This is a genomic window from Gemmatimonadales bacterium (assembly GCA_036265815.1).
Taxonomy (GTDB): Bacteria; Gemmatimonadota; Gemmatimonadetes; order Gemmatimonadales; family GWC2-71-9; genus CAVVWJ01.
Genome location: DATAOI010000052.1, coordinates 107,295 through 130,890, shown reverse-complemented (window position 1 = coordinate 130,890; position 23,596 = coordinate 107,295). Strand labels below are relative to the sequence as shown.

Annotated in this window: 28 protein-coding genes; 7 read left to right on the top strand and 21 right to left on the bottom strand. The window is 68.6% G+C overall.

What is annotated here, in order from left to right; translation table 11 throughout:
- Positions 1 to 747: a lysophospholipid acyltransferase family protein gene (locus VHR41_11615; GenBank protein ID HEX3234837.1), complete on the bottom strand. Its 747-nt coding sequence runs from the start codon at positions 745 to 747 to the stop codon at positions 1 to 3.
- 129 nt (positions 748 to 876) lie between these two features.
- Between VHR41_11615 and VHR41_11610 the strand changes: the two genes are divergently transcribed.
- Both VHR41_11610 and VHR41_11605 read left to right on the top strand, forming a co-directional pair.
- Positions 877 to 2,037 (top strand): AI-2E family transporter, encoded by a 1,161-nt coding sequence (locus tag VHR41_11610; GenBank protein ID HEX3234836.1) that lies wholly within the window; start codon positions 877 to 879, stop codon positions 2,035 to 2,037.
- 11 nt (positions 2,038 to 2,048) lie between these two features.
- The gene (locus tag VHR41_11605) at positions 2,049 to 2,519 is read left to right on the top strand and encodes a DUF4157 domain-containing protein (protein ID HEX3234835.1); all 471 of its coding nucleotides are present in this window, start codon (positions 2,049 to 2,051) and stop codon (positions 2,517 to 2,519) included.
- 7 nt (positions 2,520 to 2,526) lie between these two features.
- Here the strand turns inward: VHR41_11605 and VHR41_11600 are convergent, their stop codons facing one another.
- From VHR41_11600 to VHR41_11555, 10 genes are all read right to left on the bottom strand, one after another.
- Positions 2,527 to 2,943, bottom strand: a complete 417-nt coding sequence (locus VHR41_11600; protein HEX3234834.1) for a VOC family protein — start codon at positions 2,941 to 2,943, stop codon at positions 2,527 to 2,529.
- On the bottom strand, positions 2,940 to 3,461 hold the full coding sequence (locus tag VHR41_11595; protein HEX3234833.1) for a DUF4112 domain-containing protein: 522 nt from the start codon (positions 3,459 to 3,461) through the stop codon (positions 2,940 to 2,942). The genes VHR41_11600 and VHR41_11595 overlap by 4 nt, the downstream gene beginning before the upstream one ends.
- A 109-nt stretch (positions 3,462 to 3,570) precedes the next feature.
- Positions 3,571 to 4,536 carry a DUF4440 domain-containing protein gene (locus VHR41_11590; protein ID HEX3234832.1) on the bottom strand — a complete coding sequence of 322 codons (966 nt, stop codon included), beginning with the start codon at positions 4,534 to 4,536 and terminating at the stop codon, positions 3,571 to 3,573.
- Positions 4,537 to 4,675: 139 nt separating this feature from the next.
- Positions 4,676 to 5,485 (bottom strand): LytTR family DNA-binding domain-containing protein, encoded by an 810-nt coding sequence (locus tag VHR41_11585; GenBank protein ID HEX3234831.1) that lies wholly within the window; start codon positions 5,483 to 5,485, stop codon positions 4,676 to 4,678.
- Complete coding sequence (locus VHR41_11580; protein ID HEX3234830.1) at positions 5,463 to 6,554, bottom strand: histidine kinase; 1,092 nt, start codon at positions 6,552 to 6,554, stop codon at positions 5,463 to 5,465. The genes VHR41_11585 and VHR41_11580 overlap by 23 nt, the downstream gene beginning before the upstream one ends.
- 66 nt (positions 6,555 to 6,620) lie before the next feature.
- Positions 6,621 to 6,812 carry a DUF2905 domain-containing protein gene (locus VHR41_11575; protein ID HEX3234829.1) on the bottom strand — a complete coding sequence of 64 codons (192 nt, stop codon included), beginning with the start codon at positions 6,810 to 6,812 and terminating at the stop codon, positions 6,621 to 6,623.
- Positions 6,813 to 6,838: 26 nt separating this feature from the next.
- A complete protein-coding gene (locus tag VHR41_11570) occupies positions 6,839 to 7,309 on the bottom strand; it encodes a DinB family protein (GenBank protein HEX3234828.1) in 471 nt (156 codons plus the stop codon).
- Positions 7,306 to 8,262, bottom strand: coding sequence for a tRNA epoxyqueuosine(34) reductase QueG (gene queG / locus VHR41_11565; protein ID HEX3234827.1), 957 nt, complete (start codon positions 8,260 to 8,262; stop codon positions 7,306 to 7,308). Before queG ends, VHR41_11570 begins: the two co-directional genes overlap by 4 nt.
- Complete coding sequence (locus VHR41_11560; protein ID HEX3234826.1) at positions 8,259 to 9,575, bottom strand: NAD(P)/FAD-dependent oxidoreductase; 1,317 nt, start codon at positions 9,573 to 9,575, stop codon at positions 8,259 to 8,261. Before VHR41_11560 ends, queG begins: the two co-directional genes overlap by 4 nt.
- A 15-nt stretch (positions 9,576 to 9,590) precedes the next feature.
- Entirely contained in the window at positions 9,591 to 9,890 is a 300-nt protein-coding gene (locus tag VHR41_11555) for a hypothetical protein (protein HEX3234825.1), read from the bottom strand.
- Positions 9,891 to 9,961: 71 nt separating this feature from the next.
- Here VHR41_11555 and VHR41_11550 point away from each other — a divergent pair, with 71 nt between their 5' ends.
- Genes VHR41_11550 through VHR41_11535 form a run of 4 tightly spaced genes read left to right on the top strand, consistent with a single transcriptional unit; the run spans position 9,962 to position 14,534 of the window.
- Positions 9,962 to 11,110, top strand: coding sequence for an aminotransferase class V-fold PLP-dependent enzyme (locus tag VHR41_11550; protein HEX3234824.1), 1,149 nt, complete (start codon positions 9,962 to 9,964; stop codon positions 11,108 to 11,110).
- Positions 11,100 to 11,855 (top strand): TIGR00730 family Rossman fold protein, encoded by a 756-nt coding sequence (locus tag VHR41_11545; GenBank protein ID HEX3234823.1) that lies wholly within the window; start codon positions 11,100 to 11,102, stop codon positions 11,853 to 11,855. Before VHR41_11550 ends, VHR41_11545 begins: the two co-directional genes overlap by 11 nt.
- Positions 11,856 to 11,859: 4 nt before the next feature.
- A complete protein-coding gene (gene speY / locus VHR41_11540; GenBank protein HEX3234822.1) occupies positions 11,860 to 13,035 on the top strand; it encodes a deoxyhypusine synthase in 1,176 nt (391 codons plus the stop codon).
- A complete protein-coding gene (locus VHR41_11535) occupies positions 13,032 to 14,534 on the top strand; it encodes an MFS transporter (GenBank protein ID HEX3234821.1) in 1,503 nt (500 codons plus the stop codon). Before speY ends, VHR41_11535 begins: the two co-directional genes overlap by 4 nt.
- Here VHR41_11535 and VHR41_11530 read toward each other — a convergent pair.
- From VHR41_11530 to VHR41_11515, 4 genes are read right to left on the bottom strand one after another with little or no spacing between them, the layout of a single operon-like run.
- On the bottom strand, positions 14,527 to 14,868 hold the full coding sequence (locus VHR41_11530) for a metal-sensitive transcriptional regulator (protein ID HEX3234820.1): 342 nt from the start codon (positions 14,866 to 14,868) through the stop codon (positions 14,527 to 14,529). The genes VHR41_11535 and VHR41_11530 overlap by 8 nt on opposite strands.
- Positions 14,865 to 17,156, bottom strand: coding sequence for a heavy metal translocating P-type ATPase (locus tag VHR41_11525; protein HEX3234819.1), 2,292 nt, complete (start codon positions 17,154 to 17,156; stop codon positions 14,865 to 14,867). The genes VHR41_11530 and VHR41_11525 overlap by 4 nt, the downstream gene beginning before the upstream one ends.
- Positions 17,153 to 17,560, bottom strand: a complete 408-nt coding sequence (locus tag VHR41_11520) for a cupredoxin domain-containing protein (protein ID HEX3234818.1) — start codon at positions 17,558 to 17,560, stop codon at positions 17,153 to 17,155. Before VHR41_11520 ends, VHR41_11525 begins: the two co-directional genes overlap by 4 nt.
- Before the next feature lie 14 nt (positions 17,561 to 17,574).
- A complete protein-coding gene (locus VHR41_11515; protein ID HEX3234817.1) occupies positions 17,575 to 17,799 on the bottom strand; it encodes a cation transporter in 225 nt (74 codons plus the stop codon).
- Positions 17,800 to 18,038: 239 nt separating this feature from the next.
- On the opposite strand from VHR41_11515, the gene VHR41_11510 reads away from it, so the two are divergent.
- Positions 18,039 to 19,574: a hypothetical protein gene (locus VHR41_11510; protein ID HEX3234816.1), complete on the top strand. Its 1,536-nt coding sequence runs from the start codon at positions 18,039 to 18,041 to the stop codon at positions 19,572 to 19,574.
- 32 nt (positions 19,575 to 19,606) lie between these two features.
- Here the strand turns inward: VHR41_11510 and VHR41_11505 are convergent, their stop codons facing one another.
- From VHR41_11505 to VHR41_11480, 6 genes are read right to left on the bottom strand one after another with little or no spacing between them, the layout of a single operon-like run.
- Positions 19,607 to 20,458 carry an iron chelate uptake ABC transporter family permease subunit gene (locus tag VHR41_11505; GenBank protein ID HEX3234815.1) on the bottom strand — a complete coding sequence of 284 codons (852 nt, stop codon included), beginning with the start codon at positions 20,456 to 20,458 and terminating at the stop codon, positions 19,607 to 19,609.
- On the bottom strand, positions 20,458 to 20,745 hold the full coding sequence (locus tag VHR41_11500; GenBank protein ID HEX3234814.1) for a zinc ABC transporter substrate-binding protein: 288 nt from the start codon (positions 20,743 to 20,745) through the stop codon (positions 20,458 to 20,460). The genes VHR41_11505 and VHR41_11500 overlap by 1 nt, the downstream gene beginning before the upstream one ends.
- Before the next feature lie 16 nt (positions 20,746 to 20,761).
- The gene (locus VHR41_11495) at positions 20,762 to 21,100 is read right to left on the bottom strand and encodes a hypothetical protein (protein ID HEX3234813.1); all 339 of its coding nucleotides are present in this window, start codon (positions 21,098 to 21,100) and stop codon (positions 20,762 to 20,764) included.
- A gap of 32 nt (positions 21,101 to 21,132) precedes the next feature.
- Positions 21,133 to 22,665 carry an ATP-binding protein gene (locus VHR41_11490; protein ID HEX3234812.1) on the bottom strand — a complete coding sequence of 511 codons (1,533 nt, stop codon included), beginning with the start codon at positions 22,663 to 22,665 and terminating at the stop codon, positions 21,133 to 21,135.
- Position 22,666: 1 nt separating this feature from the next.
- Entirely contained in the window at positions 22,667 to 22,879 is a 213-nt protein-coding gene (locus VHR41_11485) for a hypothetical protein (protein ID HEX3234811.1), read from the bottom strand.
- A 2-nt stretch (positions 22,880 to 22,881) separates the two neighbouring features.
- The gene (locus tag VHR41_11480) at positions 22,882 to 23,592 is read right to left on the bottom strand and encodes an SDR family NAD(P)-dependent oxidoreductase (GenBank protein ID HEX3234810.1); all 711 of its coding nucleotides are present in this window, start codon (positions 23,590 to 23,592) and stop codon (positions 22,882 to 22,884) included.
- Between the last annotated feature and the right edge of the window lie 4 nt (positions 23,593 to 23,596).

Sequence of the window (23,596 nt, the reverse complement as noted above, 5' to 3'; positions counted from 1 at the left end):
TTACCCGCCGGCGGTCAGCTCCGCGCGGGCGTCCAGGATCAGCTGGCGGACCCGTTGCTTCAGCTCCGGCACATCCTCGGCCGTGAGGCCGGAGGTCTCGACCGGCGGCAGCACTCGGACCACGGCCGTCGAACGCCCCAGGCGCCAGTCGTGCTTGCGGAGTGCGGTCCGGGTGCCGTGGACTACGATTGGAAGAATCGGCACTCCGGCGTCGATGGCCAGCCGGAACGCCCCATCCTTGAACGGCAGCATGTCCTCCGTGGGTGAGCGGGTGCCCTCCGGGAAGATCATCACCGAGACACGGTTGGCCAGCGCGGCGCGGCAGCGGGCGATCGCCTCGATGGCGCTGGGCCCGAAGCCGCGCTTGATCGGAATATCACCGGCCAGCAGCATGAGCCAGCCCAGCACCGGAATCCGGAAGAGCTCGGCCTTGGACAGCCACTTCATCTCCCAGGGGAGATGGCTGATGAGCAGGATGTCGACGAACGACTCGTGGTTGGAGACCACCACATACGGATTGCGAGGGTTGGGCGGCATCGCACCGATGCAGCGGAAGCGCCAGAGGGGGTTCAGCGTGACCATCACCACCGGGATCTGCCGGAAGAGATAGCCGACGAAATATCTCCCGCGATCGAACGGGGCCGTGACCAGCCGGGCCAGGAACATGAGCGGCAGCCAGAGCAGCACGCAGACGACCAGGACCAGCCAGGCCCAGATCGAGACCACCGATTGCCAGAGGCGCGACATGCTCCCCACCAGGGATCGAGAAGCTACCGGTGTGTTGGCGCACAGCCGCCGCGGCCGGCAACGGGTAACCTTAGTGCCGGCCGGGAGCCGGGGACAAGGGCGGCCGATCATTCACCCAAGGATAGACCAATGGCCAGGACCGCCGACTCCGGAGATTCGGCTTTCACCCCCGACGTGACCGTGCCCGCGCCTGCTGCCGCAGGAGCCGCGGCCGGCCAGCCCGATCTCCGCCGTTTGGGCGAGGCGCTGGACCGGGTGGAGATCCGTTCGATCGCGATGACCGGGCTGTTCGTTCTCGCCATCTTCTATACGGTGTACTTCGCCCGGGTACTCCTCCTCCCGATCGTCATTGCCGTCCTGCTCGACTTCCTTCTCAGTCCGGTGATTCGCGGGTTGAAGCGGCTCCGGATCAAGGAGCCTGTCGGAGCGGCACTGGTCATCCTGACGCTGCTCGGCGCGCTGGGTGGGGGAGCCTACCGTCTGGCGGAGCCGGCGCAGGCCTGGATGGCCCGGGCTCCCGAGAGCATGGAGCGGATACAGATGCGTCTCCGCCAGGTTCGCAGGCCGGTCGAGCAGGTGACCCGGACTGCCGAGCAAGTCGAGGCCGCAACCGAGGTGAGCAAGGGTGGTCCCCCCGAGGTCGTGATCCGGGGTCCACGGCTCAGCGAACGCCTGTTCGGCAACACGCAGGGTTTTGTGGCGGGCGCGCTCGAGACGCTGGTGCTCCTCTACTTCCTGCTGGCCGTGGGAGACTTGTTCCTGCAGAAGCTGATCCGGGTGCTTCCCCAGTTCAAAGACAAGAAGAAGGCGGTCACGATCGCGCGGGAAACCGAGGCATCGATCTCGACCTACCTCTTCACCGTCACTCTGGTGAACCTGGCGCTGGGTACGATCGTGACGCTGGTCATGCTCGCCGTCGGTATGCCAAACCCGGTGTTGTGGGGCGCGCTCGCGGCGCTCGCCGAGTTCATCCCCTATCTTGGATCCACCACCTTGCTCGTGATTCTCGCGCTCGCCGGGCTGGTGACCTTTCCGAGCACCGGCCATGCCCTGCTGGTGCCGGCCAGCTATCTGGCGGTGAACATCGTGCAGTCCAACCTCGTCACTCCGGTGATTCTGGGACGGCGGCTCACGCTCAACCCGGTCGCGATCCTGGTGGGACTCATCTTCTGGTGGTGGATGTGGGGCGTGGCCGGTGCGTTCATCGCCGTCCCACTCCTGGCGACGTTCAAGATATTCTGCGACCACATAGAGTCGCTGGCACCGATCGGAGAATTCCTGGGCGATTGAGCGAGCCGACGATGGCAGTGCGTCTGAACCGTAATGAGCAGGTGGTCCTCGGCACGCTCGCCGCGCGGGTGGATCTCTCACGGGTGCGGCTCCACCGGGGAGAGCGTCCCGACGGTATCCGCCGCGCGGTGCTGTGGGCCAGCCGGGGGCGCGCGGTCACCCTGGGCAATCACATCTTTCTACCTGATCGCTGCGCCGCCGACGTACCGGTGCTGGCGCACGAGCTGACCCACTGCGGGCAGTATCAGACCTGGGGCGCCTGGGCCTACCTCCGGCGAGGGCTGATTACCCAGTGCAGGGATCTGCTCCACCGGACGCTCGGCGTCGGTGAGAGTCCGTACGCCTACCAGTTGGAGGCAGGGAAGCCGTTCGAGAGCTACGGCATGGAGCAGCAGGGGCAGATCGTCGAGGACTGCTTCCGCGGTGACTCCGCCGCTCGGGGCATCTCACCCTTCCGGCCGGGAGCAGAGGAGGAGGTCTGAGGGACCGCTAATAGGCGCCGTCCGCCTGATCGACGTGGGCGGTGTGGCTCTCGCCCTCGGGCACCCGATCCTCCCACAGCGCCAGCACGTTGCCGTCCGGATCGGCCACCATGGCCATGATGCCCCAGCTCTGCTGCGCGGGCTCGGTGATGAATCGAACCCCCCGGTCGTGGAGCTGGCCGCAGTAGCGCAGCAGATGGGGGACGTGCAAGGTGATGCCGGTGTGCCGGCCAACCATCGCCTTGGCATCCGGGTGCACGGCCGGATGCACCCCGATGTGGGTTCCCTCCTGAAAGAACTCCGCTCCGAACGTTCCCTGCTTGGCGAGCGGCAGCGCCAGATGGTCGCGATAGAACTCCACCGCGCGCCCGATGTCGTGCACGAAGATCGCCACGCTGTACATGGACGGGGGTGGGGTGGTCACCGGAGCAGTCCGTGCTTGAGGAGTCCATCGAGAAATCGCAGGAAGACCACGGCCACGGCGATCGCTCCCAGGGTCAGCAGCAGCAGACCGGCCCCGAGCAGGATCGCGAGCCGAGTGGTGGAGCGCTCGAGCTCCGCCGGCCGGCGGAGATAGGCCTCCAGCAACGCGAGATTGCGCAGGTTGGGCTTGTAGCCGATATCGAAGAGATCACCCAGTATGGGTACCTCACCGATCAGGGTATCGATCGCGACGTTCCACCCCATTCGCAGCAGGAGATTGCGCGGGGCGCCGAGCCGGGCGGACTGCGCGATGATGTAGAGCGAGAGCACGCCGCCGATGATGTCGCCCAGCCCCGGCACCAAGCCGATCAGCGAGTCGATGCCGAGCCGGTAGCGGGTTCCCGGAATGGGGATGGAGTTGTCGAGCAGGTACCCCACCCGGCGGAGGCGCTCGAGCCGCCGGGGATCCACGGTGGCGACCTCGGGCACCAGGGGGGAGGCCGAATCCGAACGAGCCATGCGAGGAAGCTACACCGCTCACAGCCGGCATGCGCGGAGCATCGCGGTGCGGGACGAGCACCCGGTACGGCGCGGGCCGCGCGCCGCACCGGGCACCCGCCGGTCGCCGTTACTGCGCGGCCGGTGGCGGACTGACGCTGCCGCCATCCTGCACGAACCGCCACGTCCCGCTGGCGGATTTGCGCCAGATCGTAAGGTATTTGCCGTTCGACGCCACGCCCGGTGCGGTGAAGAGATAGGTGCCGATAGTAAAGCCGAGGTCACCGAGCGGCCCCACCTCCGCGATCTGGGGTGTCCAGCTCAACACCGTTCCGGGAGCACCGCCCTGCCGTGACTCGAAGATCGCCTTCCGTCCGATGACAAAATCGGGATTGCCGAGCACAATGGCGTGGGGATCGGCGTAGAGCTTGAATGCTTCGGCCTGGCCGAGATCCACCGACGCCTGCGAGAAGGCGGCATCCACGCCCAGCAGCGCCTGCTCTTCAGCCGGCACGTCCACCGGGGTAAACGGTCCCCGGCCGTTGTCCAACGGGTGGGGAAAGTTGGCCGGCAGCGCTCCGGCCGGGTTTCGGTAGAAGGAGAGGCTGAGCGCCTCGATCTGCCAGCGCCCGTCGCTCTGTTTCCGCCAGGCGCTGATGTACTTGCCCCAGAAGACGTGCGCGCCGTCATCGGTGAATTCGAACGCGCCGAAGCTGTAGCCGATCTCCCCATCGGCGGACACATCCGCCAGCGCGGGCTGCCACACGAACGCCGACCCGGCGTCGAAGTTCGCCGTGAAGATGGCCTCGGCGGCGGCATGTCCCTGGGCCAGGTTCTCTCCCGGGAAGAGCAGATAGGCATTGTCCGCCAGGCCCGCGAGCACGCCAGCCGTCAGGTTGGGAGCGGCCAGCCCTGCGCCGAAGGCCTGGTCCGCCGCGAAAAGGGCCGCCCGCTCCGCCTGAATGTCGATCCCGGCTCCCCGGGCGAGTGCCGGAGATGCCGCTGGTGTACCGGATTGCACGTCCTGCACTCCCTGCGGGTCCGCGCACGCTCCCGCACCGATGGCGATCATCATCACCCAGCCGATCGTTCGCATGATTCCTCCTGGAGTAGTCGCTCGATCGAGGACAGATGTCCCCAGCGACCACGCTGCCTCGGCAGCGCCCGAAGAGAAATCGATTTGCAGCGAACTGCGTCAAACTCGTGGCCAGATGCGCCATTGGAGAGGCCGAGCGTCAGGCGGAGAGACCAAGCAATGTGGTGAGCTGTTCCCGCCGGCCCCGGCTCAGCTTGAGCCGGGCGCCGTCCTGCATGACCAGCACGAACTCACCGTGGAAGTACGGCTGGAGCTCGCGGATACGGGAGACGTTGACGATGGCGGAACGATGCACCCGGAAGAAGCGCCGCGGGTCGAGTCGGGCCTCGAGCTCGCGCATGGACTCGCGGAGCAGGTGGAAGCGCCCGTCCGCGTGTACCCGGACGCAGTAGTCGGCCGCTTCGATCCAGTCGACCTCGCCCACCGGGAGGAACGAGATGCGGCCGTCGTTCTTGAGCGCGAGCCGCTCCGCGTAGGTCGGCGGGGGATCGGCGGGGGTGTCGCGGGCGGCCGGCGCCCCGAAGGCGGCGATCAGCCGGCGGGTGAGCCGGTTCATCCGCCGCTCCCGCACCCGGCTCTTGGCCCGAGAGAGGCTCCGGTGGAAGCGGGCATCATCGAACGGCTTCAGCAGGTAATCCAGAGCTTCCGCCTCGAACGCCTGGAGCGCGTACTCATCGAAGGCGGTGACCAGGACGACCGCGGGGATCCCGGCCTGCCCGATTCGGCGGAGCACCTCGAAGCCGTCCACCTCCGGCATCTGGACATCCAGAAAGAGAATGTCGGGGATTCGTGCCGCGATCAGTGCGGCGGCCGCGATACCGTCACGGCATTCGCCGATGAGCTCGATCTCGGGATCCTGCCCCAGCAGGCCGCGGAGCGATGCGCGGGCCAGCGCCTCGTCGTCCACAATCAGCGCGGTCAGCCGATCAGGAGCTTGCGGGTCGTCCATGGTTCACCGGCTCTCGATGAAACGGGAGCTCGATCCGGGCCACCGTGCCGCCTTGAGCGGCGGCCGCCAACTCGAAGTGTTGCCGGTGACCGTAGAGGTGCCGCAGGCGGGCCTGCGTGTTGCTCAGTCCGATGCCTCCCCCCGACCTGCCCGGCGACACGATGGACGCGCCCGAACTGGAGTCTTGCACACGAAGACAGAGCGTTCCATTCTGGCGAACGGCCTCGAGTATGATCTCTCCGGGGGCAGCCCGGCGCTCGATCCCGTGGCGGATCGCGTTCTCTACCAGGGGCTGCAGAATGAGGCTGGGGACGAGCGCATCGAGGACCTCCGGACCTGCGGAGATCCTGGTGCGGAGCCGGTCCTGGAAGCGGATCCGCTCGATCTCCAGGTAGCGCTGCACGAACGCCAGCTCCTCCCGAAGGGGCACTTCCGCCGCGGCGTCGGGTCGCAACGAAGCGCGGAGCAGGTCGCTCAATCCGGCGATCATCCGCACGGCGTCCGGCTTCCGACCGGTTCGAACCAGCGACGCGACGGTATGGAGCGTGTTGAAGAGGAAGTGCGGCCGGAGCTGCATCTCCAGCGATTGGAGTTGGGCGCTCAGCAGCTGCGCTTCCAGGCGCGAGGCGGCCACCTGCCGCTCATGAAAGAGGGCATAGTAGTCCACGGCGTGGGCGATGGCCACGACGGCGAAGTAACTGAAGATCTCGAGGAACGACTGGCCGAGGAAGGCGATAAGCAGGGGTCGTGGCGTCCCGAAGGGAAGCAGGTGGGCGACCCCCTCGCCCACCAGGGTATCGAGGAACCCGAACCCGAGGCTGAGCCCGAAGTGGAGCAGGAGGTTCCGGGTCCAGGCGCCGCGCTCCAGCCGAAACCGGCGCGCCAGGGCGACGATGGCCGGGGTGAAGGCGGCCCAGAGCCAGCAGCTCTGGAGCGTTCCGGCGAGGAAACCGCCCCACTGGAGAGGCACTCCGGCGGAGACCCGCAGAAGGTACCACTGGCACAGCCCCACCAGGGCCACCAGGGTCCAGGCGAGGAAGACCGCGAAGGCTTTGGTTCTCGTCGTCACGCTGGCTGGTCCCGGCCGAGCACGTCCAAGGAGACGATACCCGGGCGCCAGCGCGCACCGGCTGTGTCAGCGGAACCGGCGCAGCAGGTAGAGCAGGAGACTCAGGGTGGCGGAGAGGAGCAGCATCGAGACCAGCGGGACATAGATCCGCACGCCTTCCCGCTCGATCCGAATATCGCCCGGCAGCCGGCCAAACCAGTCGAGTGCCCCCGACCAGACCAGCAGCCCGACGACTATCAGACAGGTACCCAGACCCACGAGCAGCGGACCTGCACCCCCCGAGGTCACTCGACCAGACCCTGGCGCACGGCGTGAATGAAGTCGGTGTACGCGGGATTCTCTCCGCCCGCCCGCATCGCCGAAGCGATCTGCCCGCGGTGATAGGAAGAATGGAGAATCACATGGGTCAGGATGTCACCCATGGTGCTGGTCCAGAACTCGCCCTTTGTGTTACGGTACCCGACCCCCTCGCCCAGGGTTTCGGGCTCGAGGGCGTCCAGCCACTGCGCCCAGGCGGGCTCGAGCTCGGCAAGCCCGGCAGCGCAGGCGTCGAGGTCCAAATCGGGCCAGACGGGCAGGGTCGGCGCCTCCTCCCGCAGGCGAGCCAGCCAGAGATACTCGGAGCCGATGATGTGGGCCATCCACCGTACCGCGAACGGCGGCGCCTCGGCGCTCTCGCGCAGATGCCGAAGAGTCTCGCGGTTGGCCCAATGATCGTAGTCGAGCAGCCGGCCGTAATAGGTGAGATCGCTCATCCCCGCTCGCCGTGTTCGGTCGTCGTGCCGCCGCGCTCCGAGGCGAGCGCCGCCTGAATATTCCGCCGCATGCCCACGAGTCCGGGGCGCGCGAGCGCAGTCTGGCCGAAGCGGCGGGAGAACTCCTCCTCGTCCATCTGGTCGAAGAACTCTGGCCCAACTCCCGCCAGCCGGTGCTGCGAGCGAAGCTCGGGGATCGAAGTGGCCACGGCGAATCGCTGATTCCAGGGACAGACGTCGTTGCAGATGTCGCAGCCGAAGGCGTAGCCCTCGAACCGCTCCGCCAGCGCGGTTGGGATCTCCCCGCGGTACTCGATCGTGAGATAGGAGATGCACCGGGTCGCATCCAGCACCCCAGGCTCCACCAACGCGTCCGTGGGGCAGGCCTCGAGGCAGCGGGTACAGCTGCCGCAATGGTCCGGCTCGAAGGGCTGGTCGGGCTGCAGCGGGAGATCGGTGAAGATGGTGCCGATGAAGAAGAACGACCCTGTCTCCGGGCGGATCAGCATGCTGTTCTTGCCGATCCATCCGAGTCCCGCGCGTTGGGCCAGCTCCCGCTCGGGCACCGGGCCGGCGTCGACGTAAGAACGGGCCACTCGCGCGCCCAGCTCCCGGAGGTACTCCGCCAGGCTGTCGAGCCGCCGGCCGGTCACGTGATGATAGTCTTCCCCCCGAGCGTACTTCGCCACCCGGGGCGCGAGGCGATCAGCGGTGTCGTCAGGCTGGTAATAGTTCTCCAACACGACCACGATCGCGAGCGCGTCCGGGACGATCAGGGCGGGCTGCTTGCGGCGTCTCGCCTGCCGATGGAGATACCGCATGGTGCCGGCGTAGCCGCGGGCCAGCCAGTCGTCCAGTCGGTCGCCGTGCGCGAGCGGACGAGTATCGGTGATCCCGCACGCCAGAAAACCCAGCTCGGCGGCGCGGGCCTTGACGGAGGACGAGAGAGTCACGGCGATGCGCCGGGCATTCCAACCGCTCTGAGCGGCACGGCGGGCATGCGCGCCTCGCCGGTGATCAGCCGAGCGCCGCGGCTGTAGGTCGCGTACGACCAGCCCCATTGGAGCAGAACCAGGATCCGGTTGCGGAATCCGATCAGGAAAAAGATGTGCACGAAGATCCAGGTTAGCCAAGCGACGAATCCGCCGAAGTGGAGCTTCCAAATGTCCGCCACCGCCTGGCCCCGGCCGATCACCGCCAGCTGACCCTTGTCCCAGTAGTGGAATGCGCGGCGGGGCCGGCCGGCGAGATCGCCCTCGATCGTACGCGCCGCGTAGACCCCCATCTGAATGGCTACGGGGCAGATGCCGGGAAGGGTGCCGCCGGTCTGGTGCTCGAACGCGGCGGCGTCGCCCAGCACGAAGACTTCGGGATGGCCCGGGATGGAGCAGTCCGGCTCGACCAGCGCGCGTCCCATCCGGTCGAGCGGCGTACCCAGGCTCGTGAGCAGGGGACTGGCGGTGTTGCCGGCGGCCCAGATGACGGTCTGAGTGGGGATGGTCCAGCCCGCGGCACCCACCGAGCCCGGACGGATATCGGTCACCAGGGTTTCGGTGCGCACCTCCACACCCAGCCGGCGCAGCTTGAGCTTCGCCTGCTCGCTCAGGCTCGGAGGGTAAGAGGGCAGCAATCGGGGGCCGCCCTCGAGCAGCATGACGGTGGCCTCACCCGGATCGATCCGGCGGAAGTCCCGGCGCAGCGCATAGCGGCGAATCTCCGCCACGGCCCCGGCCATCTCGACGCCGGTTGGTCCGCCCCCCACGATCACGAACGTGAGATAGGCATGCCGCCGGACCGAGTCGGTCTCCCGCTCCGCTCGCTCGAAGGCCAGCAGCACCCGTCGGCGGATCTCCAGCGCATCTTCCAGGCTCTTGAGCCCGGGGGCGAGCGGCTCCCACGCGTCGTGGCCGAAATAGGAATGGCGCGCGCCGGTGGCGACGATCAGATAGTCGTAGGCGAGGCTGTCGCCATCGGTCAGGTGGATCCGGCGGGCCGCGGGGTCGACGGCATCGACCTCCGCCAACAGCACCTCGGTGTTCCTGGAGCGCCGCAGGATCGACCGGATGGGCGAGGCGATGTCGCTGGGGTTGAGACCCGCCGTTGCCACCTGGTAGAGCATCGGCTGGAACAGGTGATGATTGTGCCGGTCCACCAGCGTCACCCGCAGGGGCGCCTTGCTCAGCGCCTTGGCGGCGTACAATCCGGCGAACCCGCCTCCCACGATGACCAGATGGGGCAATCCAGTCTTCTCCGGAGCTCCGATCACCGCGCACTCCTCAGGTTACAGACCCATGGTCTCGCGCCGCCACGTGGCGAAGCGCACTACGTCCTCGGCCGGCGGGACGGCCTCCTCGTCGGCATACGCCGTATACATCCGCCAGCGCAGATACTTCCGATCGGGGAGCGGCAGGAATGGCGGCCGCGCCCACCACCGACGCCGGCGAAAGGCCCAGGCGGTGGCCACGAGGTCGAGCGCCAGGCGCGGGCGCAGCAGGGCGCTCACCGACAGCCGCGCGACAAGCCTCCACCACGACCCCCGATAGCTCGGCGCCGCATTCCCGGCGACGTGAGGGGCGAACATGCTGCATAATACATCCACCCTCATGCGGCGGGTGCTGCCGCGGGCCCATGGTCGGTTATATTGGGCTCGCTATGGCCACCGCCGCCCCCGCTCCTCCCCGGGACTACCGGGCGGAATTCCCCATCTTCCGCCACTCCATCTACCTCAACAGCTGCTCGCTGGGCGCGCTGTCCCGCCGGTCGCGCGCCAAGGTCGAGGAGTTTCTCGACCTCTGGGAGGGCCGCGGCGCGGCCGCCTGGTACGACATCTGGTGGGCGGCTCTGGCGGAGCTCCGGAGTCGCTACGGACACCTGATCGGGGCGGCGGACGGCGCCGTGGCGCTGCATCCCAGCATCTCGAGCGCGCTCACCGCGGTGGCGCAGTCGCTGGAGTATGGCCGCCGCCCCAAGGTGGTGGTGACCGCGCTCGATTTCCCCACGGTGGCCTACCAGTGGCTGGCCCGAAGGAGCGCGGGAGTGGAGCTGGTGGTGGTGGAGAGCCCCGATGGGATCGGTGTGCCGGTCGAGGCCATCGCCCGGGCCGTCGATGACCGCACCGCGCTGGTGGCCACCAGCCACGTGTTCTTCACCAGCGGCGCCATCCAGGATGTACGCGCCCTGTCCGAGGTGGCCCACCGCCGAGGCGCGCTGCTGCTGATCGATGGGTACCAGGCGGCGGGCCAGCTTCCGGTCGACGTGCGGGCCCTGGACGTCGACTTCTATTGCGGTGGCGGCCTCAAGTGGCTGCTGGGCGGCACCGGCGTCGCGTTTCTCTACGCCAGACCCGAGCTGCTCCCGACGCTGGCGCCTCGCTCGGCCGGATGGTTCTCGCACCGGCAGCAGTTCAACTTCGATCCGCGCGGACTGGAGCTGCACGCCGACGCCCGCCGGCTCGAGACCGGAACGCCTGCCCTGCTGCCGGTCTACGCGCAGCTGGGGGGCTTGGACCTGATCGAGGAGATCGGCGTGGTGGAGATCCGCCGCCTCACCATGGCCCTGGCGGAGGACCTGATCGATCAGGCCCGCGCCGCGGGTCTCCAGCCCCAGGTGGCATCTTCTCGAGAGGAGCGGTCCGCCATCGTCATGCTGCCGAGCGCGGACCCGGCCCGGGACGTCCGCCGGCTGGCGGAGGCGCGCATCGTCTCCGACGCCCGTCCGGGGCACGTCCGGATCTCCCCCTACTTCTACAACGTGCGCGATGACCACCGCGCCGCGATCGAGCGTCTGACCCATGACCAATAGCCCCTACCGGCACATGGACGACAAGAAGCTGCCCACGGAAGACGAGCAGCTGCTCGAGAGCCCGCCCCCGCAGCGGCCGGAGGCGCTCTTCCTGCGCTCCGACTCCTGGCGGGTGCTCCGGATCATGGGAGAGTTCGTGTGGGGCTTCGACAATCTGGCCGACGTGAGCGACGGGGTCACCATCTTCGGCTCCGCCCGGACTCCGGCCACCGATCCACACTACCAGCAGGCGGTGGAGACCGCGCGGCTGCTGGCCCGGGCGGGGATTCCAGTGCTCACCGGCGGCGGCCCGGGAATCATGGAAGCAGCCAACCGGGGCGCAAAGGAGGGCGGCGGACTCTCGATCGGCTGCAACATCGAGCTGCCGTTCGAGCAAGGCTCCAACGCCTATCTCAGCCGGAGCCTCAACTTCAAGTTCTTCTTCGTGCGGAAGACGATGTTCGTGAAGTACGCCACCGCGTTCATCGTCTTTCCCGGCGGCTACGGCACGCTGGACGAGCTGTTCGAGGCGCTGACCCTGATCCAGACGGGAAAGGTGAAGCACTTCCCGGTGATCCTCTTCGGCAGCGCCTACTGGGGCGGCCTGATCGAGTGGCTGACGCGCACGGTGGCGGAACAGCGGAAGATCAACGCCACCGACCTGTTCCTCTTCAGCGTGACGGACGATCCCGCGGAGGCGGCCCGGCTGGTCATCGAGGCGCGCTCGGAGAAGCCGGGAGATCCCGCCGCGCGGATCATAGGATGATCGTATGACTCGTCCTTCGGCTCCGTACCTTCGGGGGCAGCGCATCGAGCCGGCCGCGATCTCCGGGCGGGAAACGGTGGCGGGCCTGATCGACGACGCATTCCTGGCCTACAACGCCGGCCGCCTGCGGGAAGGCTGCCAGCTCTTCGTGCAGCGGATGCTCGAGCCGGATGTCACCGTCGGCATGACCCTCACTGGCGCCATGACACCCGCGGGACTGGGCATGAGCTGCCTCATCCCGCTCATGGAGTCGGGCTTCGTCGACTGGATCATCTCCACCGGGGCCAACCTGTATCACGACGCGCACTTCGCGCTCGGACTGGCGATGCATCGCGGCACCCCCAACGCGAACGACGTCGAGCTGCGCGACAAGGGCGTCGTGCGGATCTACGATATCTTCTTCGACTATCACGTGCTGCTCTCCACCGATGCGTTCATCCGCGACGTGTCCGCGCGGGAGGAGTTCCAGCGGCCGATGAGCAGCGCCGAGTACCACTACCTGCTGGGCGGGTACGTCCGGGAGCGGGAGAAGGCCCTGGGGCTCACTCGCCGCTCGGTCCTTTCGGCTGCGCACGACCTGCAGGTGCCGCTGTATACCAGCTCGCCCGGCGACAGCTCGATCGGCATGAACGTGGCCGAGCAGGCCCTGGCGGGAAGCAAGCTCCGCTTTGACGTGAGCGCCGACGTCAACGAGACCGCCAGCATCGTGCTCGAGGCCAAGCGCTCAGGCGGGAAGAGCGGAGTGCTCATCGTCGGCGGTGGCAGCCCCAAGAACTTCATGCTGCAGACCGAGCCCCAGATCCAGGAGGTGCTGGGGATCGACGAGCGGGGGCACGACTACTTCCTCCAGATGACCGATGCCCGGCCGGACACCGGAGGTCTCTCCGGCGCCACGCCCGCCGAGGCCGTGAGCTGGGGAAAGATCGACCCCGACCAGCTCCCCGGGACGGTCGTGGTGTACAGCGACAATTCCATCGCGCTGCCGCTCCTCACCGCCTATGCCAAGGAGCGGCGCGAAGCCCGCCCGCTCAAGCGCCTGTTCGCCCGGCGCCAGGAGATGATGGACCGGCTGATCGACGAGTACCGGGCCGCCCTGGCCTTCCGCGATCAGCGTGCGGACGAGTCGCTGAGCCACATGCACCCGGGCGCCGGCGGGGCCGAGACCGTGGCGCGGCGGTGACCCCGCCGCTCAACCCGCCGTCGTCCGCCTACAGCCGGTACGCCCTCGGCCTCCTCGCGCTGACCAACCTGCTGAGCTTCGTCAACCGCAACATCGTCTTCGCGTTGTTCGAGCCGATCAAGCGGGACCTGCACATCTCCGACGCCCAACTCGGCTGGCTGGCCTCGTCGTACGTGCTGGTGTTTGCGCTGGCGGCGCTGCCATTCGGCGTGCTCAGTGACCTGCGCTCCCGCCGCGGGGTCATCACCGGCGGCGTGCTGCTGTGGAGCGCCTGCACGCTCGCGAGCGGGTTCGCCGACAGCTTCGGGGGACTGCTCCTCGCACGGGCGCTGGTGGGGGCGGGCGGGGCGGCGTTTGGCGCCGCGGCCCAGTCGCTGGCGGCGGATTACTTCCCCTCCCGCGGTCGCGCCGTGGCCATGGGCATCCTCTCGGCCGGAATCACGCTGGGCGGCGTGCTGGGGATCTGGCTCGGCGGCCGCCTCGAGGCCGCCTATGATTGGCGGACCGCCCTCTTCGCCGTGAGCCTACCGGGCTTCGCTCTGGCCTCCTTGACCATCAGACTGCGGGATCCGGTTCGGCGTCCCCGGATGGTGTCGCTCAAGGCCGCCCTGGATGAGCTTGAGGTGGGGCTCATGGCTATCATGCGCCACTTCGCACCACTGCTGAGCGGTGTCGCCGTCGGTGGCCTGCTTGCCTTCCAGCTCGATCGCGTGTCGGGGGCGGACTCCAAGGTCGACGTCGCCGCGTTCGGGGCGGCCGTGGCCATCGGGCTCGCCTTCAACATCAGAGTATGGGTCCGGCACTTCGCGCGCGCGCCCGCCGAAGGGCCGAGTGCGCTGGTCCGGGTGTTCGGCGATCTGGCCGCCTCGCTCGCGGCGGTGCTGCGCACGCCGACGCTGGTGTACGTCTTCCTGGGCGGTGCGCTCATTTCCTTCGGGGTCAACGGTCTGGTCGGCTGGGCACCGACCTTCATGGCCCGGGAGCTCGGACTCCAGGTGACCGAGGCGGCGACGCTGCTGGGGACCTGGGGTCTCGTGGCGGGCATCGCCGGCGCGCTCTGCGGGGGAGTGGTCGCCGACTGGCTTCGACGCTACACCAAGACGGGGCGGGTGCTGACGATCTCGATCGGGCTGCTGCTGGGCGCGCCGCTCACCGTCTGGCTGCTCACGGTGCGCGATCTGGCCGTATTCGTGCCGGTGTTCTGCGCGGCGTTCTTCTTCATCTCCTGGTACAACGGCCCCATCGCGGCGGTGATCTTCGACGTGGTGCCGGCCCGGATCACCGCGACGGTGGCAGGCGCCTACCTCTGCTTCATCCACCTGGTGGGCGACACGGTGGCGTTTCCCCTGGTCGGTGCGCTGTCCGACCGCTTCGGCCTGGACCGTGCGGTGCTGGTCCTGCCCGGGGTGGCGCTCGCGGGCGGCCTGGTGCTGCTGGGAGCCGCCCGCACCGTGGCTCGAGACATGGCGCGGGTCGCGGCCGAGCCGCTGGCTATCTGAGACTTCGAGACATCAGCTCCATCAACTCCTGGTACATTGCTTCCGCCTGCGCCGGATCGCCCGAGCGAATGGCCTGGGTGGCGCAGTGCTTCAGGTGGTTGTGCAGCAGCGACCGACCCACGCCCCGTAGCGCCTCCTGCACCGAAGAGACCTGCATCAGCACGTCGGCGCAGTAACGCTCCTCGTCCACCATCTTCTGAAGACCCCGGATCTGGCCCTCGATCCGCCGCAGGCGGGTGACGACGGCACGCTTGATCTCCGGGTCGACCGCCGTGGCGTGGGCCCCGTCTCCCGGGCGGGCGGCGCAGGCGCAGGGAGCGATGACGTCGTTCATACCAGGTCCCCTCGCAGAGAGAAGCGGCGCAGCCGCAGACTGTTGGAGATCACGCTCACGGAGCTCAGGGCCATTGCTGCCGCCCCCATCGCGGGAGTGAGGCGAAGGCCGAACACCGGATACAACACGCCGGCCGCGACCGGAATGCCGATCACGTTGTAGATGAAGGCCCAGAAGAGATTCTGCCGAATGAGCCGCATTGTCCGCCGGGCCAGCGCGATCGCGGTGACCGCACCGAGCGGATCGCCCCGCATGAGGGTGATCGCGCCGGCATCGATGGCCACGTCGGTGCCGGTCCCCATGGCGATACCCACGTCCGCCTGGGCTAGGGCGGGCGCGTCGTTGAGGCCATCGCCCACCATGGCGACGACCTTCCCCTGCTCCTGGATCCGGCGGACCTCCTCCAGCTTGCGGTCGGGCAGGACCTCGGCGACGACGCGACGGATGCCGACGGCGTGGGCCACGGCCTCCGCGGTGCGGCGATCGTCGCCGGTGAGGAGCACCGTATCGATGCCCAGCCGCTGGAGCACCGCCACGGCCTGACGGCTGGTCGGCTTCACCGGATCGGCGACGGCAAGCAGACCGGCGAGCCGACCATCCACCACGACGAATGCGGGCGTGCTTCCCTCCGCGGCCAGGCGGTCCGCGTGGGCAGCGAGCGCGGTCGGATCGGCTCCCAGCTCACGCACCAGGGCGGCGTTGCCCACGGCCACTCGCAGGCCCAGAACGGTGCCCACGATTCCGCTGCCGGTGCGACTCTCGAAATCGGTTGCGCTCAGGGCAGCGGCGCCCCGCCGCTCCGCCTCGGCGACAACGGCATCGGCCAACGGGTGCTCGCTCTTCTGCTCCACCGCCGCGGCGAGCTGGAGCAGGCGGGTCTCGTCTCCCGCGAGCTCCGGGTCGATGCCGGGCGCGAGCAGAACCGACCGTACCACGGGGCGGCCGGCCGTGATCGTCCCCGTCTTGTCGAAGACGACCGTGTCGATCGCGTGACTCCGCTCCAGCACTTCACCGCCCTTGATCAGCACCCCGAGCTCGGCGCCGCGGCCGGTCGAAACCATCACCGCAGTCGGCACGGCCAGGCCCATGGCGCAGGGGCAGGCGATGATCAGCACCGTCACGGCGGAGACCAGCCCGTGCAGGTACGCGGGAGCGGGACCGAAGTCGAACCAGATGACGAAGGTTGCGACCGCGATCGAGAGCACGACGGGAACGAAGATCGCGGAAATCCGGTCGGCCAGGCGCTGGATCGGCGCCTTGGATCCCTGGGCCTGCTGCACCAGGCGAATGATCCGAGAGAGCACCGTGTCCTGGCCCACCCGATCGACCTGGAAGCGGAACGCGCCGTTCTGGTTGAGCGTCGCGCCGATGACCGCGTCGCCAGCCCGCTTCGGCACCGGCACCGGCTCGCCGGTGAGCATCGATTCGTCCACGTTGCTGCTGCCCTCGAGCACGGTGCCGTCGGCGGGGAGCTTCTCTCCGGGCCGGACCACGACGACGTCCCGGATGCGCAGCTCCGCCAGACCGATCTCCACCTCCCCGCCATCGCGGATCACCCGGGCGGTCGCCGGACGGAGTCCGATCAACCGGCGGATGGCGCCGGTGGTCTGCCCCTTGGCCCGGGCCTCCAGCAGGTTGCCGAGCAGGACCAGAGCGATGATCCAGCTCACCGCCTCGAAGTAGACCTGCGGCTCGATCCCATGGGCCGCGAACCAGCTTCCCGCCAATGTCAGCACGAGACTGTACAGGAACGCGGCCCCGGTTCCGACCGCGATGAGCGTGTTCATGTCGGCGCTGTGGTGCCGAACCGCGGCCCATGCCCGAGCATAGAAGTGGCGTCCAGCCCAGCCGACGACCGGAATGGTGAGGGCGAGCAGGAGGTATCGTCCGAGGGCGGTGCCGCCGCCCATGCTCGCCCCGGATCGCATGCTCACCAGCATGGCGAGTACGGCGGCAGTGGCGCTCACGGCGAGCTTCCGCCGTAGCTCCCGGACCTCATCGGCGCGGGTCTGGTCCTGCGCCTCGAGCAGATCTTCGGATGAGGCGTCCGGCGAGGGGAGCTCTGCGCCGTAGCCGGTGGAGCGGATGACCTCGACCAGTCCTGCCGGGGAGATCGCGCCCCGGTCATACCTGATTGTCGCGCTGCCGGTCATGAGATTGACATTGGCGCCGGTGACGCCCGGCGTCCGCTCGAGCGTGCGCTGCACCCGCCCGCTGCATGCGGCACAGGTCATCCCGGTCACCGGAATGGTGCACTGGTCCGGAGCATTCGGGGCCGCGGTCGTCATGGCCGTTCTCCCCCGTCGGCGGCGGGAGCCTCCGCGATGACCCGTCCCCGTACCATCCCCATGCCGCAGGTGAACTCGTAGCTGCCGGCACGCACTGGCGTGAACTCCACGGGCGTCGTCCGGTATGGAGGCAGGAAGGTACGAATGCCGAAATCCGGCAGCACCACCTCCTCGGTGCACCCGCTGGTCTCGTCGCGGTAGAACTCGAGCCGCACCGGCCGGCCGGCACGAACCCGCACCACCGCGGGCGAGTAGCCGCCTTTGACTTCGATCCGCGCGCGCTGAGGGCCATCCACCCCCGCCGCGGCCGCCACCTCCGGCGCCTCGGCAAGGAAGAAGTACCAGTTGATCCAGGCGACGGCGCCGATGCCGAGCAGGGTCACGACGATCTGAGCGGTGCTCATCACCATCTCGAGCGCTACGCGCCCGCCTCGGACGGCGTGCTGCTGGCGTGGTAGCCGGCGTTGTCCACGGCCGTTTCGATGCGAGCGGGCGTGGTGATCGACTCGTCGAACCGCAGCTCCGCTCGGCCGATCCGGACCGAATCGATCTGCACCCCTGGCACCGATGCCAGGGCCTGGTTCACCGCGTTGAGGCAGTGGCCGCAGCTCATGCCTGCGATATGGAGTGTCAGGTGCCGCATGGGGACTCCTTCAGGATGTAAGGCGACGACACGCGAGGATTCTACATAGGGGGGAGGGGTATGTCAAGCTATGGTGGCCGCCTCACTTCGCCGCCAGCAGGCTGCAACGAACGCGGGCAGGACGCGACGGCGTGGGCCAGCGCGGCGCCCCGGGAGCCCTCCATCCGACGCCAACCCCTCCGACGGCAACGACTTGCCGGGGTTCCGCCCTCGGCACACCTCCTGCCTCCAAGGCAGACATGTTCTTTCCGGGCAGCCCCGAACCCAACCAGCCTCCGCTGCCCGAAACGGCGGCCGATCCGCTCGTTCCGATCCTCCGGGTCGAGGACGGTCTGGGGGATCCGGTGGCGCTGGCGACCTGGCATGAGGCGCTCTCGAGCGCGCTTTCGGTCGATGTCCCGCATGATCTGCTGGCGCTTTGGCTCTACCCTACCCGGGGTGGCGCGGTGCTCCTCGGTCCCCAAGCCCTTGCGGCGGACGATCTCTCGGTGCCTCTGCCGACTCCTCAGCTCGACGGGACCCAGCTGACCTTCCTGGAAGAGGTGGTGCGGGACGCCGGGTACCGCTCCGTGGTGACCGTGCCCGTACGCTTCGGCCGGCGAGACGTCGGGCTGATGCTGGTGGCCGACCTTCAGTCGTGCCGGTACGGCGACGCCGCCCTGGTCACGCTTCGGCTGGCGACCCACCGGCTCGCACCGCTCTTCGGCCGGCTGGCGCGCCAATGGGATGTGCCGGGCTCCACTTCCCGGCAGTTGGAGCGTATTGCGGCGCTGCTCGACGTGGTTGGCCAGAGCAACGGAGATTCGGGCACGCCGAACCGCTATGTGGCGGCGTTGAGCAGAGCGTTGGAGCCGCTGCTGCCGCACGACCACCTCGAGCTACTCCTGGCGGATGGCCCGCGCGGCCGCTTCTTCCGGCTGGGCGAGCACGCCGGTGGGCCGATGTGGGGCGATCCTTCGCTGGTCATCGGACGGCAGGAGCTCGACGTGAATGAGCTCTTCGGCGCGGAGGATCGCCTGCTCCTCCCCGATACCTACCGCGAGCCTCGCTGGCCCAGGGGGTATTTCAGCTTGACCGAGCCGGCCGGTGGGGAGCCGCGCTCGATCGTGGGAGCCCGGATCGCCGGTCGCAACGGCTTCTCCGCGTTCCTGCTCGCCGGGAGCGTGGGTCACGATCTGTACGTCGACGAGGATGCGGCGCTGCTGGTTCGGTTGGGCGCGCTCATCGCGGCACAGGTGGCGCTGTTCGCGTCCGCCGGCGAGGAGCCCACGCCACCCGAGGCTGGCGGAACGGTCTCCCAGCTCCTGGTCGGCGAGGTCGCCGAGGTGATGGCGGGCAGCAGTGACATGGGCGAGGCGATGTGCCGGGTTTCCGAGCTGGCTGGCCGGCTGCTCCCGTTCGACGCGATGCGCTATGCCATCCGGCTGAGCGAAGGTGACCGGGTGGTGTTGCTCGAGCCCGGTGAGCGGCGGCCGCTGCCCGATCTTCCCCTGATCCCGGTGGCGGGCACGTCCTTGGCCGAGGTGCTGGCGGGGGCGCTGCCGGGCGCGTTTGCGCTGGTGGACGGCGAGGCGCGGCTGATCGTACCGCTCAGGGTCGCCGGCAGAATCCATGGGGCCCTGCTGCTGACCGCGGCTCCCCCAGCCCTGCTCCGCGAGCTGCACGTGCATGCCGCGCAGCAGCTGGCGGACATCGTGGCGCCACACCTGGAGCTGCTCCGCCGAGCGGCGCTCCTGCCGCCGCCGTACATGCCGGGGTGGAAGAAGGTGAGGTAGAGGGAACCCCGCGTTCCGCCGCCCCGCCCTCGCTAGGCCATCTCAACCGCCTCTCTCTCCGCCACCGCGTGCAGCCCGAGCGCCTTCCGGACGCCGAACGCGATCAGCAGCAGCACTCCGAACATGCAGACGACGATCGGGCCTGTGGGCAGGTCGTAGCGAAAGGAAATCAGAAGCCCCGACGCCGAGGCGAGGGCGCCGGTCAACCAGGCGATCACCGCGAGCACCCCCTGCCGGTCGGTGAACTGGAAGGCGATCGCCGCCGGGACCACCAGGAAGGAGAACACCAGCAGCACCCCCGCGATCGGCACCGAGAAGGTGATCACGATGCCGAAGGAGAGATAGAACAGGAAGTCCCACCAGCGGATGCTCCAGCCGTTGGCCAGCGCGGTGGCCGGCTGGAAGGAAATGGTCAGGAATCGCTTCCGCAGCACCCAGTGGAAGAGCCCGAGCACCAGGTAGATGCCGGCCAGCCGGATGATGGTGGGCCAGGTCACCCAGAGCAGGCTCCCGACCAGGATGTCCTTGATCGCCTCGCCGCCTCGTGGGGTGCGGTCGGCCACCAGAATGGCAGCGGCCGACGCGACCACGTACACGATGCCGATGATCGCCTCCTGGGGCACTCGCCCTCCCTCGTCGCTGCGGGTGAGCGCGAACACCGCGGCCCCCAGCGTGGTGAAGCCGAGTGCATAGATGAGCGCGGCGGTCGAATCGGACTGGCTCCCGGCCAGGATGGCCACCGTGGATCCGAGCGCGGCCATCTGGGCCAGCGAGAGGTCGACGAAGATCACTTCCCGGGCGATGACATGCAGGCCCAGATACGAATGAATCGCCACGATGACCAGACAGGCCGCCAGTGGCGGGAGAAAGAGGCTGAGATCCATCAGGTGGCCCCTCCGCCAAACGCCGCGGCCAGTCCACCGACCCAAGCGTTCATCAGATCGAAGTAGGTGTTGACCCCGGGCGCTCCGTTGGTGTTCTCCGGCACGATGACCGCCTTGGCGCCGGTCCGTTGAGCCACCTGCTGGATCTGGTTCCGGTCGAAGTAGTTCGAGGCGAAGAGCACGGGAATCTTTCGCTCCTTCATCAGGGCGATCACCTCCTGCACGTGCTGTGGGACGGGCGCGCACGTACATGTCGAACTCCGATGCGTTGAAGAGAGCGCACCCATGCGGGCACGCGGCTGATCAAACGAATCGGAGGATGGGTCGGGCTCGTGAGCTCGGGGAACGGGTGAGGACGACGTGACGGACGCTGGTGTCCGGCTGGGGAACCGCTCGGCGGATCAGATCCGCCGACGCCACCAGAACGGCCGTGGATGCTGGGGCGCAGGGCGGGAAGAGCGCAGCCTGGCAGAAGGGGCAGGTGGATTCGTCGTGGACCGGGGCCGGGAGCGGCGCCCTGGAGGAGGTGATACTGGCCGTCGCCTCGAATGGGGTGGGCGGCTCGACCGCCCGTTCAGGGGTCACTCCCCACAGCAGTGGGCTCGCAGTGAGCAGCAGCAGGAGGAGGCGTCCGGGTCGCATTCGATGAATGCTTAGCGGCTAGGCCACCCGATTCAAGCCTCCGCCAGCGGCAGCCGCCTCACGGGACCGTCGACCGGGAGCATGAACCAGAAGGTTGAGCCCTTTCCCGGAATCGAATCCGCGCCGATGGCGCCGCCGTGCAGCTCCACGAACTTCTTGCAGAGCGCGAGTCCCAGCCCGGTCCCCTGCGCTTGCCGGCTGGCCGAGCTGTCCACCTGACTGAACTCCTGGAACAGCTTGGGCATATCCTCCGGGCTGATGCCGATCCCCGAGTCGATGATCGAGACCCAGACCACCTCCTGGGTCTGCATCCGCTGCTCCTCCCCGGAGCGATCGGAGGGCAGCGGGAGCGGGGCCTGGGTCCGGATCGCGGCCAGCCGGATGGTGCCCGCTTCGGGGGTGAACTTGGAGGCGTTGGAGAGCAGGTTGAAGAGCACCTGCCTCACCCGAACGCCATCGGCCACCACGGCGAGGGACGACCCTTCGAGCTGCAGGTCGCACTCCTGGCGCTTGGCACTCCGAAGGCTGGCGGTATCCGCCACCGCTCCGGTGATGGCCTCGCGCAGATCGGTGCGTCCCAGGCTGAGGGTCATGCGGCCCGCCTCGATCTTGGAGAGGTCGAGCACGCTGTTGATCAGCTGAAGCAGGTGCCGGCCATTGCGCAGCACCGAATCGAGGAAATCGCGCTGCTGCTCGTTGATCTCTCCCGCGCCTCCCGCCAGGAGCAGATCGGAGAAGCCGATGATGGCATTGAGCGGTGTGCGCAGCTCGTGCGACATATTGGCCAGGAACTCGCTCTTGAGCCGGGTGGCCCGCTGCAGCTCCAGATTCTTGGCACCGAGCGCGCGCTCGTTCCGCCGGCTCTCCTCCAGCACTGCCGTGCGGTCCAGTCCCACCACGACCTGGTCGCCCAGGATCTGGAGCAGCTGGAGGTCGTGATCGGTGAAGAACCGCCCGTCCCGCCGGTTGTAGACGCTCACCGTACCGAGCACCACTCCCGCAGAGCGCAACGGAACCGCGGCGGTGGTCTTGAGGGTGACGGTCAGCTGGGGGATCTGATACGACCGCGGGTCCGTGGACATGTGATCCGACAGCAACGGCGTGCCGTTGGTCACCACCCACCCCAGCATCGAACCGTCGACCGGAATGAGCTGTCCTCGTACGCGGCTCAACGGCCCGGTCGCCGCGGAGACCCGGAGAAAGCGGCCCTCCTCGACCACGAAGGTGACCGCCCCGCTTTCCGCCTCGAGCAGCTCCGCGGCCGTCCCCGCCACCTCCTGGACCAGACCGGCGAGATCGGTGCCCGCCAGGAGCGCGGCAGCCAGATGGCGCAGCCGTTCCAGCTCCCGATTGCGCGCCGCCGCGCTCTCCAGGGCCCGCTGCAGCTCCTGCCGCCGGTGCCGGCCCAGCGCCTCCATCCGGCGGACCACCAGGAGGGTGAGGATGGTGGTCATCAGGGGGAGAAGGATGCCCAGCCAGTGGTCGCGGAAGGCGAAGTACACGCCGATCCAGCCGACCACGAAGGCCAGGACCGACAGCGCCTCGGGCCTGGAGGGCCGGCGCATTTCAGTCCGGCTCTTCCCGAAGAAGCTCGCGGAAGGTGGTCTCGCCGGTGGCCAGCATCCGCCGCAGGTAGGGCCGGCAGAGCCCGCACTGTCCCCCACAGCCGGTCTCGCGAATGAGCTCGGGCAGTGACCAGCTCGCCGCCCTGGCCTGGGGGAGGAGCTCGGCGAACGGCACGCGCTGGCAGACGCACATGGTCACCAGGACGGGTGCCATACCTACGGGTTGGTCGGGCGCAGATCCAGTTCGCTCACCAGCGCCCGGGTCGGGAGGGCAAGGGCATGGAGGATAGTATCGGCAACATCTTCCGGACGTAAAATCCTTTGGGGGTCGGACCGGAGCATCGGCTGGTCCTGCAGCATGCCGGTGGCGACTGAGCCGGGGCAGAGGGTGATGACCCGGATGTTCTCCTTCCGGAGCTCGAGCATGAGCGACCGGCCGAAGCCGAGCACGGCGTGCTTGGACGCGGTATACGCCGTCCCGCCGACGAAGCCGTTCCGCGCGGCAAGGCTGGCGACGTTCACGATGGCCCCCGCGCCTCGCCTGCGCATGGGAGGGAGCACCGCGCGGGTCATGAGGAAGAGACTCCGGAGGTTGGTCGCCATGGTTGCGTCCCACTCCTCCAGCGAGAGCTCCTCGAACGGACGGGCGATCAGCACGCCCGCGTTATTCACCAGCACGTCGATCTCACCGATGGCGGCGACGATCCGCTCCACCGCGGCGGCCGCCTGGACCGCATCGCCGACATCCGCCGGATGGCCCGCGGCCTCGATTCCCTCTCCCCGGAGCTCCGCCACCAGCCCATCGACCTTGGCGGCCGTTCGGGCGCACACCCCGACGCGGTAGCCAGCGCGGCCGAGCGCGAAGGCGGTGGCGCGGCCGATCCCGTGGGTCGCGCCGGTGACGAGGGCGGTGATGCTGGGCGGCATGGTG

Coding starts and splice junctions, on each gene's coding strand:
- VHR41_11590 (HEX3234832.1), bottom strand. CDS start 4,536: ATGCGAACGATCGGCTGGGTGATGATGATCGCCATCGGTGCGGGAGCG.
- VHR41_11585 (HEX3234831.1), bottom strand. CDS start 5,485: ATGGACGACCCGCAAGCTCCTGATCGGCTGACCGCGCTGATTGTGGAC.
- VHR41_11545 (HEX3234823.1), top strand. CDS start 11,100: ATGACCAATAGCCCCTACCGGCACATGGACGACAAGAAGCTGCCCACG.
- VHR41_11505 (HEX3234815.1), bottom strand. CDS start 20,458: ATGGATCTCAGCCTCTTTCTCCCGCCACTGGCGGCCTGTCTGGTCATC.
- VHR41_11615 (HEX3234837.1), bottom strand. CDS start 747: ATGTCGCGCCTCTGGCAATCGGTGGTCTCGATCTGGGCCTGGCTGGTC.
- VHR41_11530 (HEX3234820.1), bottom strand. CDS start 14,868: ATGAACGACGTCATCGCTCCCTGCGCCTGCGCCGCCCGCCCGGGAGAC.
- VHR41_11515 (HEX3234817.1), bottom strand. CDS start 17,799: ATGCGGCACCTGACACTCCATATCGCAGGCATGAGCTGCGGCCACTGC.
- VHR41_11555 (HEX3234825.1), bottom strand. CDS start 9,890: ATGTTCGCCCCTCACGTCGCCGGGAATGCGGCGCCGAGCTATCGGGGG.
- VHR41_11500 (HEX3234814.1), bottom strand. CDS start 20,745: ATGGGTGCGCTCTCTTCAACGCATCGGAGTTCGACATGTACGTGCGCG.
- VHR41_11495 (HEX3234813.1), bottom strand. CDS start 21,100: ATGCGACCCGGACGCCTCCTCCTGCTGCTGCTCACTGCGAGCCCACTG.
- VHR41_11550 (HEX3234824.1), top strand. CDS start 9,962: ATGGCCACCGCCGCCCCCGCTCCTCCCCGGGACTACCGGGCGGAATTC.
- VHR41_11510 (HEX3234816.1), top strand. CDS start 18,039: ATGTTCTTTCCGGGCAGCCCCGAACCCAACCAGCCTCCGCTGCCCGAA.
- VHR41_11525 (HEX3234819.1), bottom strand. CDS start 17,156: ATGACGACCGCGGCCCCGAATGCTCCGGACCAGTGCACCATTCCGGTG.
- VHR41_11490 (HEX3234812.1), bottom strand. CDS start 22,665: ATGCGCCGGCCCTCCAGGCCCGAGGCGCTGTCGGTCCTGGCCTTCGTG.
- VHR41_11595 (HEX3234833.1), bottom strand. CDS start 3,461: ATGGCTCGTTCGGATTCGGCCTCCCCCCTGGTGCCCGAGGTCGCCACC.
- VHR41_11480 (HEX3234810.1), bottom strand. CDS start 23,592: ATGCCGCCCAGCATCACCGCCCTCGTCACCGGCGCGACCCACGGGATC.
- VHR41_11485 (HEX3234811.1), bottom strand. CDS start 22,879: ATGGCACCCGTCCTGGTGACCATGTGCGTCTGCCAGCGCGTGCCGTTC.
- VHR41_11605 (HEX3234835.1), top strand. CDS start 2,049: ATGGCAGTGCGTCTGAACCGTAATGAGCAGGTGGTCCTCGGCACGCTC.
- VHR41_11610 (HEX3234836.1), top strand. CDS start 877: ATGGCCAGGACCGCCGACTCCGGAGATTCGGCTTTCACCCCCGACGTG.
- VHR41_11520 (HEX3234818.1), bottom strand. CDS start 17,560: ATGAGCACCGCTCAGATCGTCGTGACCCTGCTCGGCATCGGCGCCGTC.
- speY (HEX3234822.1), top strand. CDS start 11,860: ATGACTCGTCCTTCGGCTCCGTACCTTCGGGGGCAGCGCATCGAGCCG.
- VHR41_11570 (HEX3234828.1), bottom strand. CDS start 7,309: ATGAGCGATCTCACCTATTACGGCCGGCTGCTCGACTACGATCATTGG.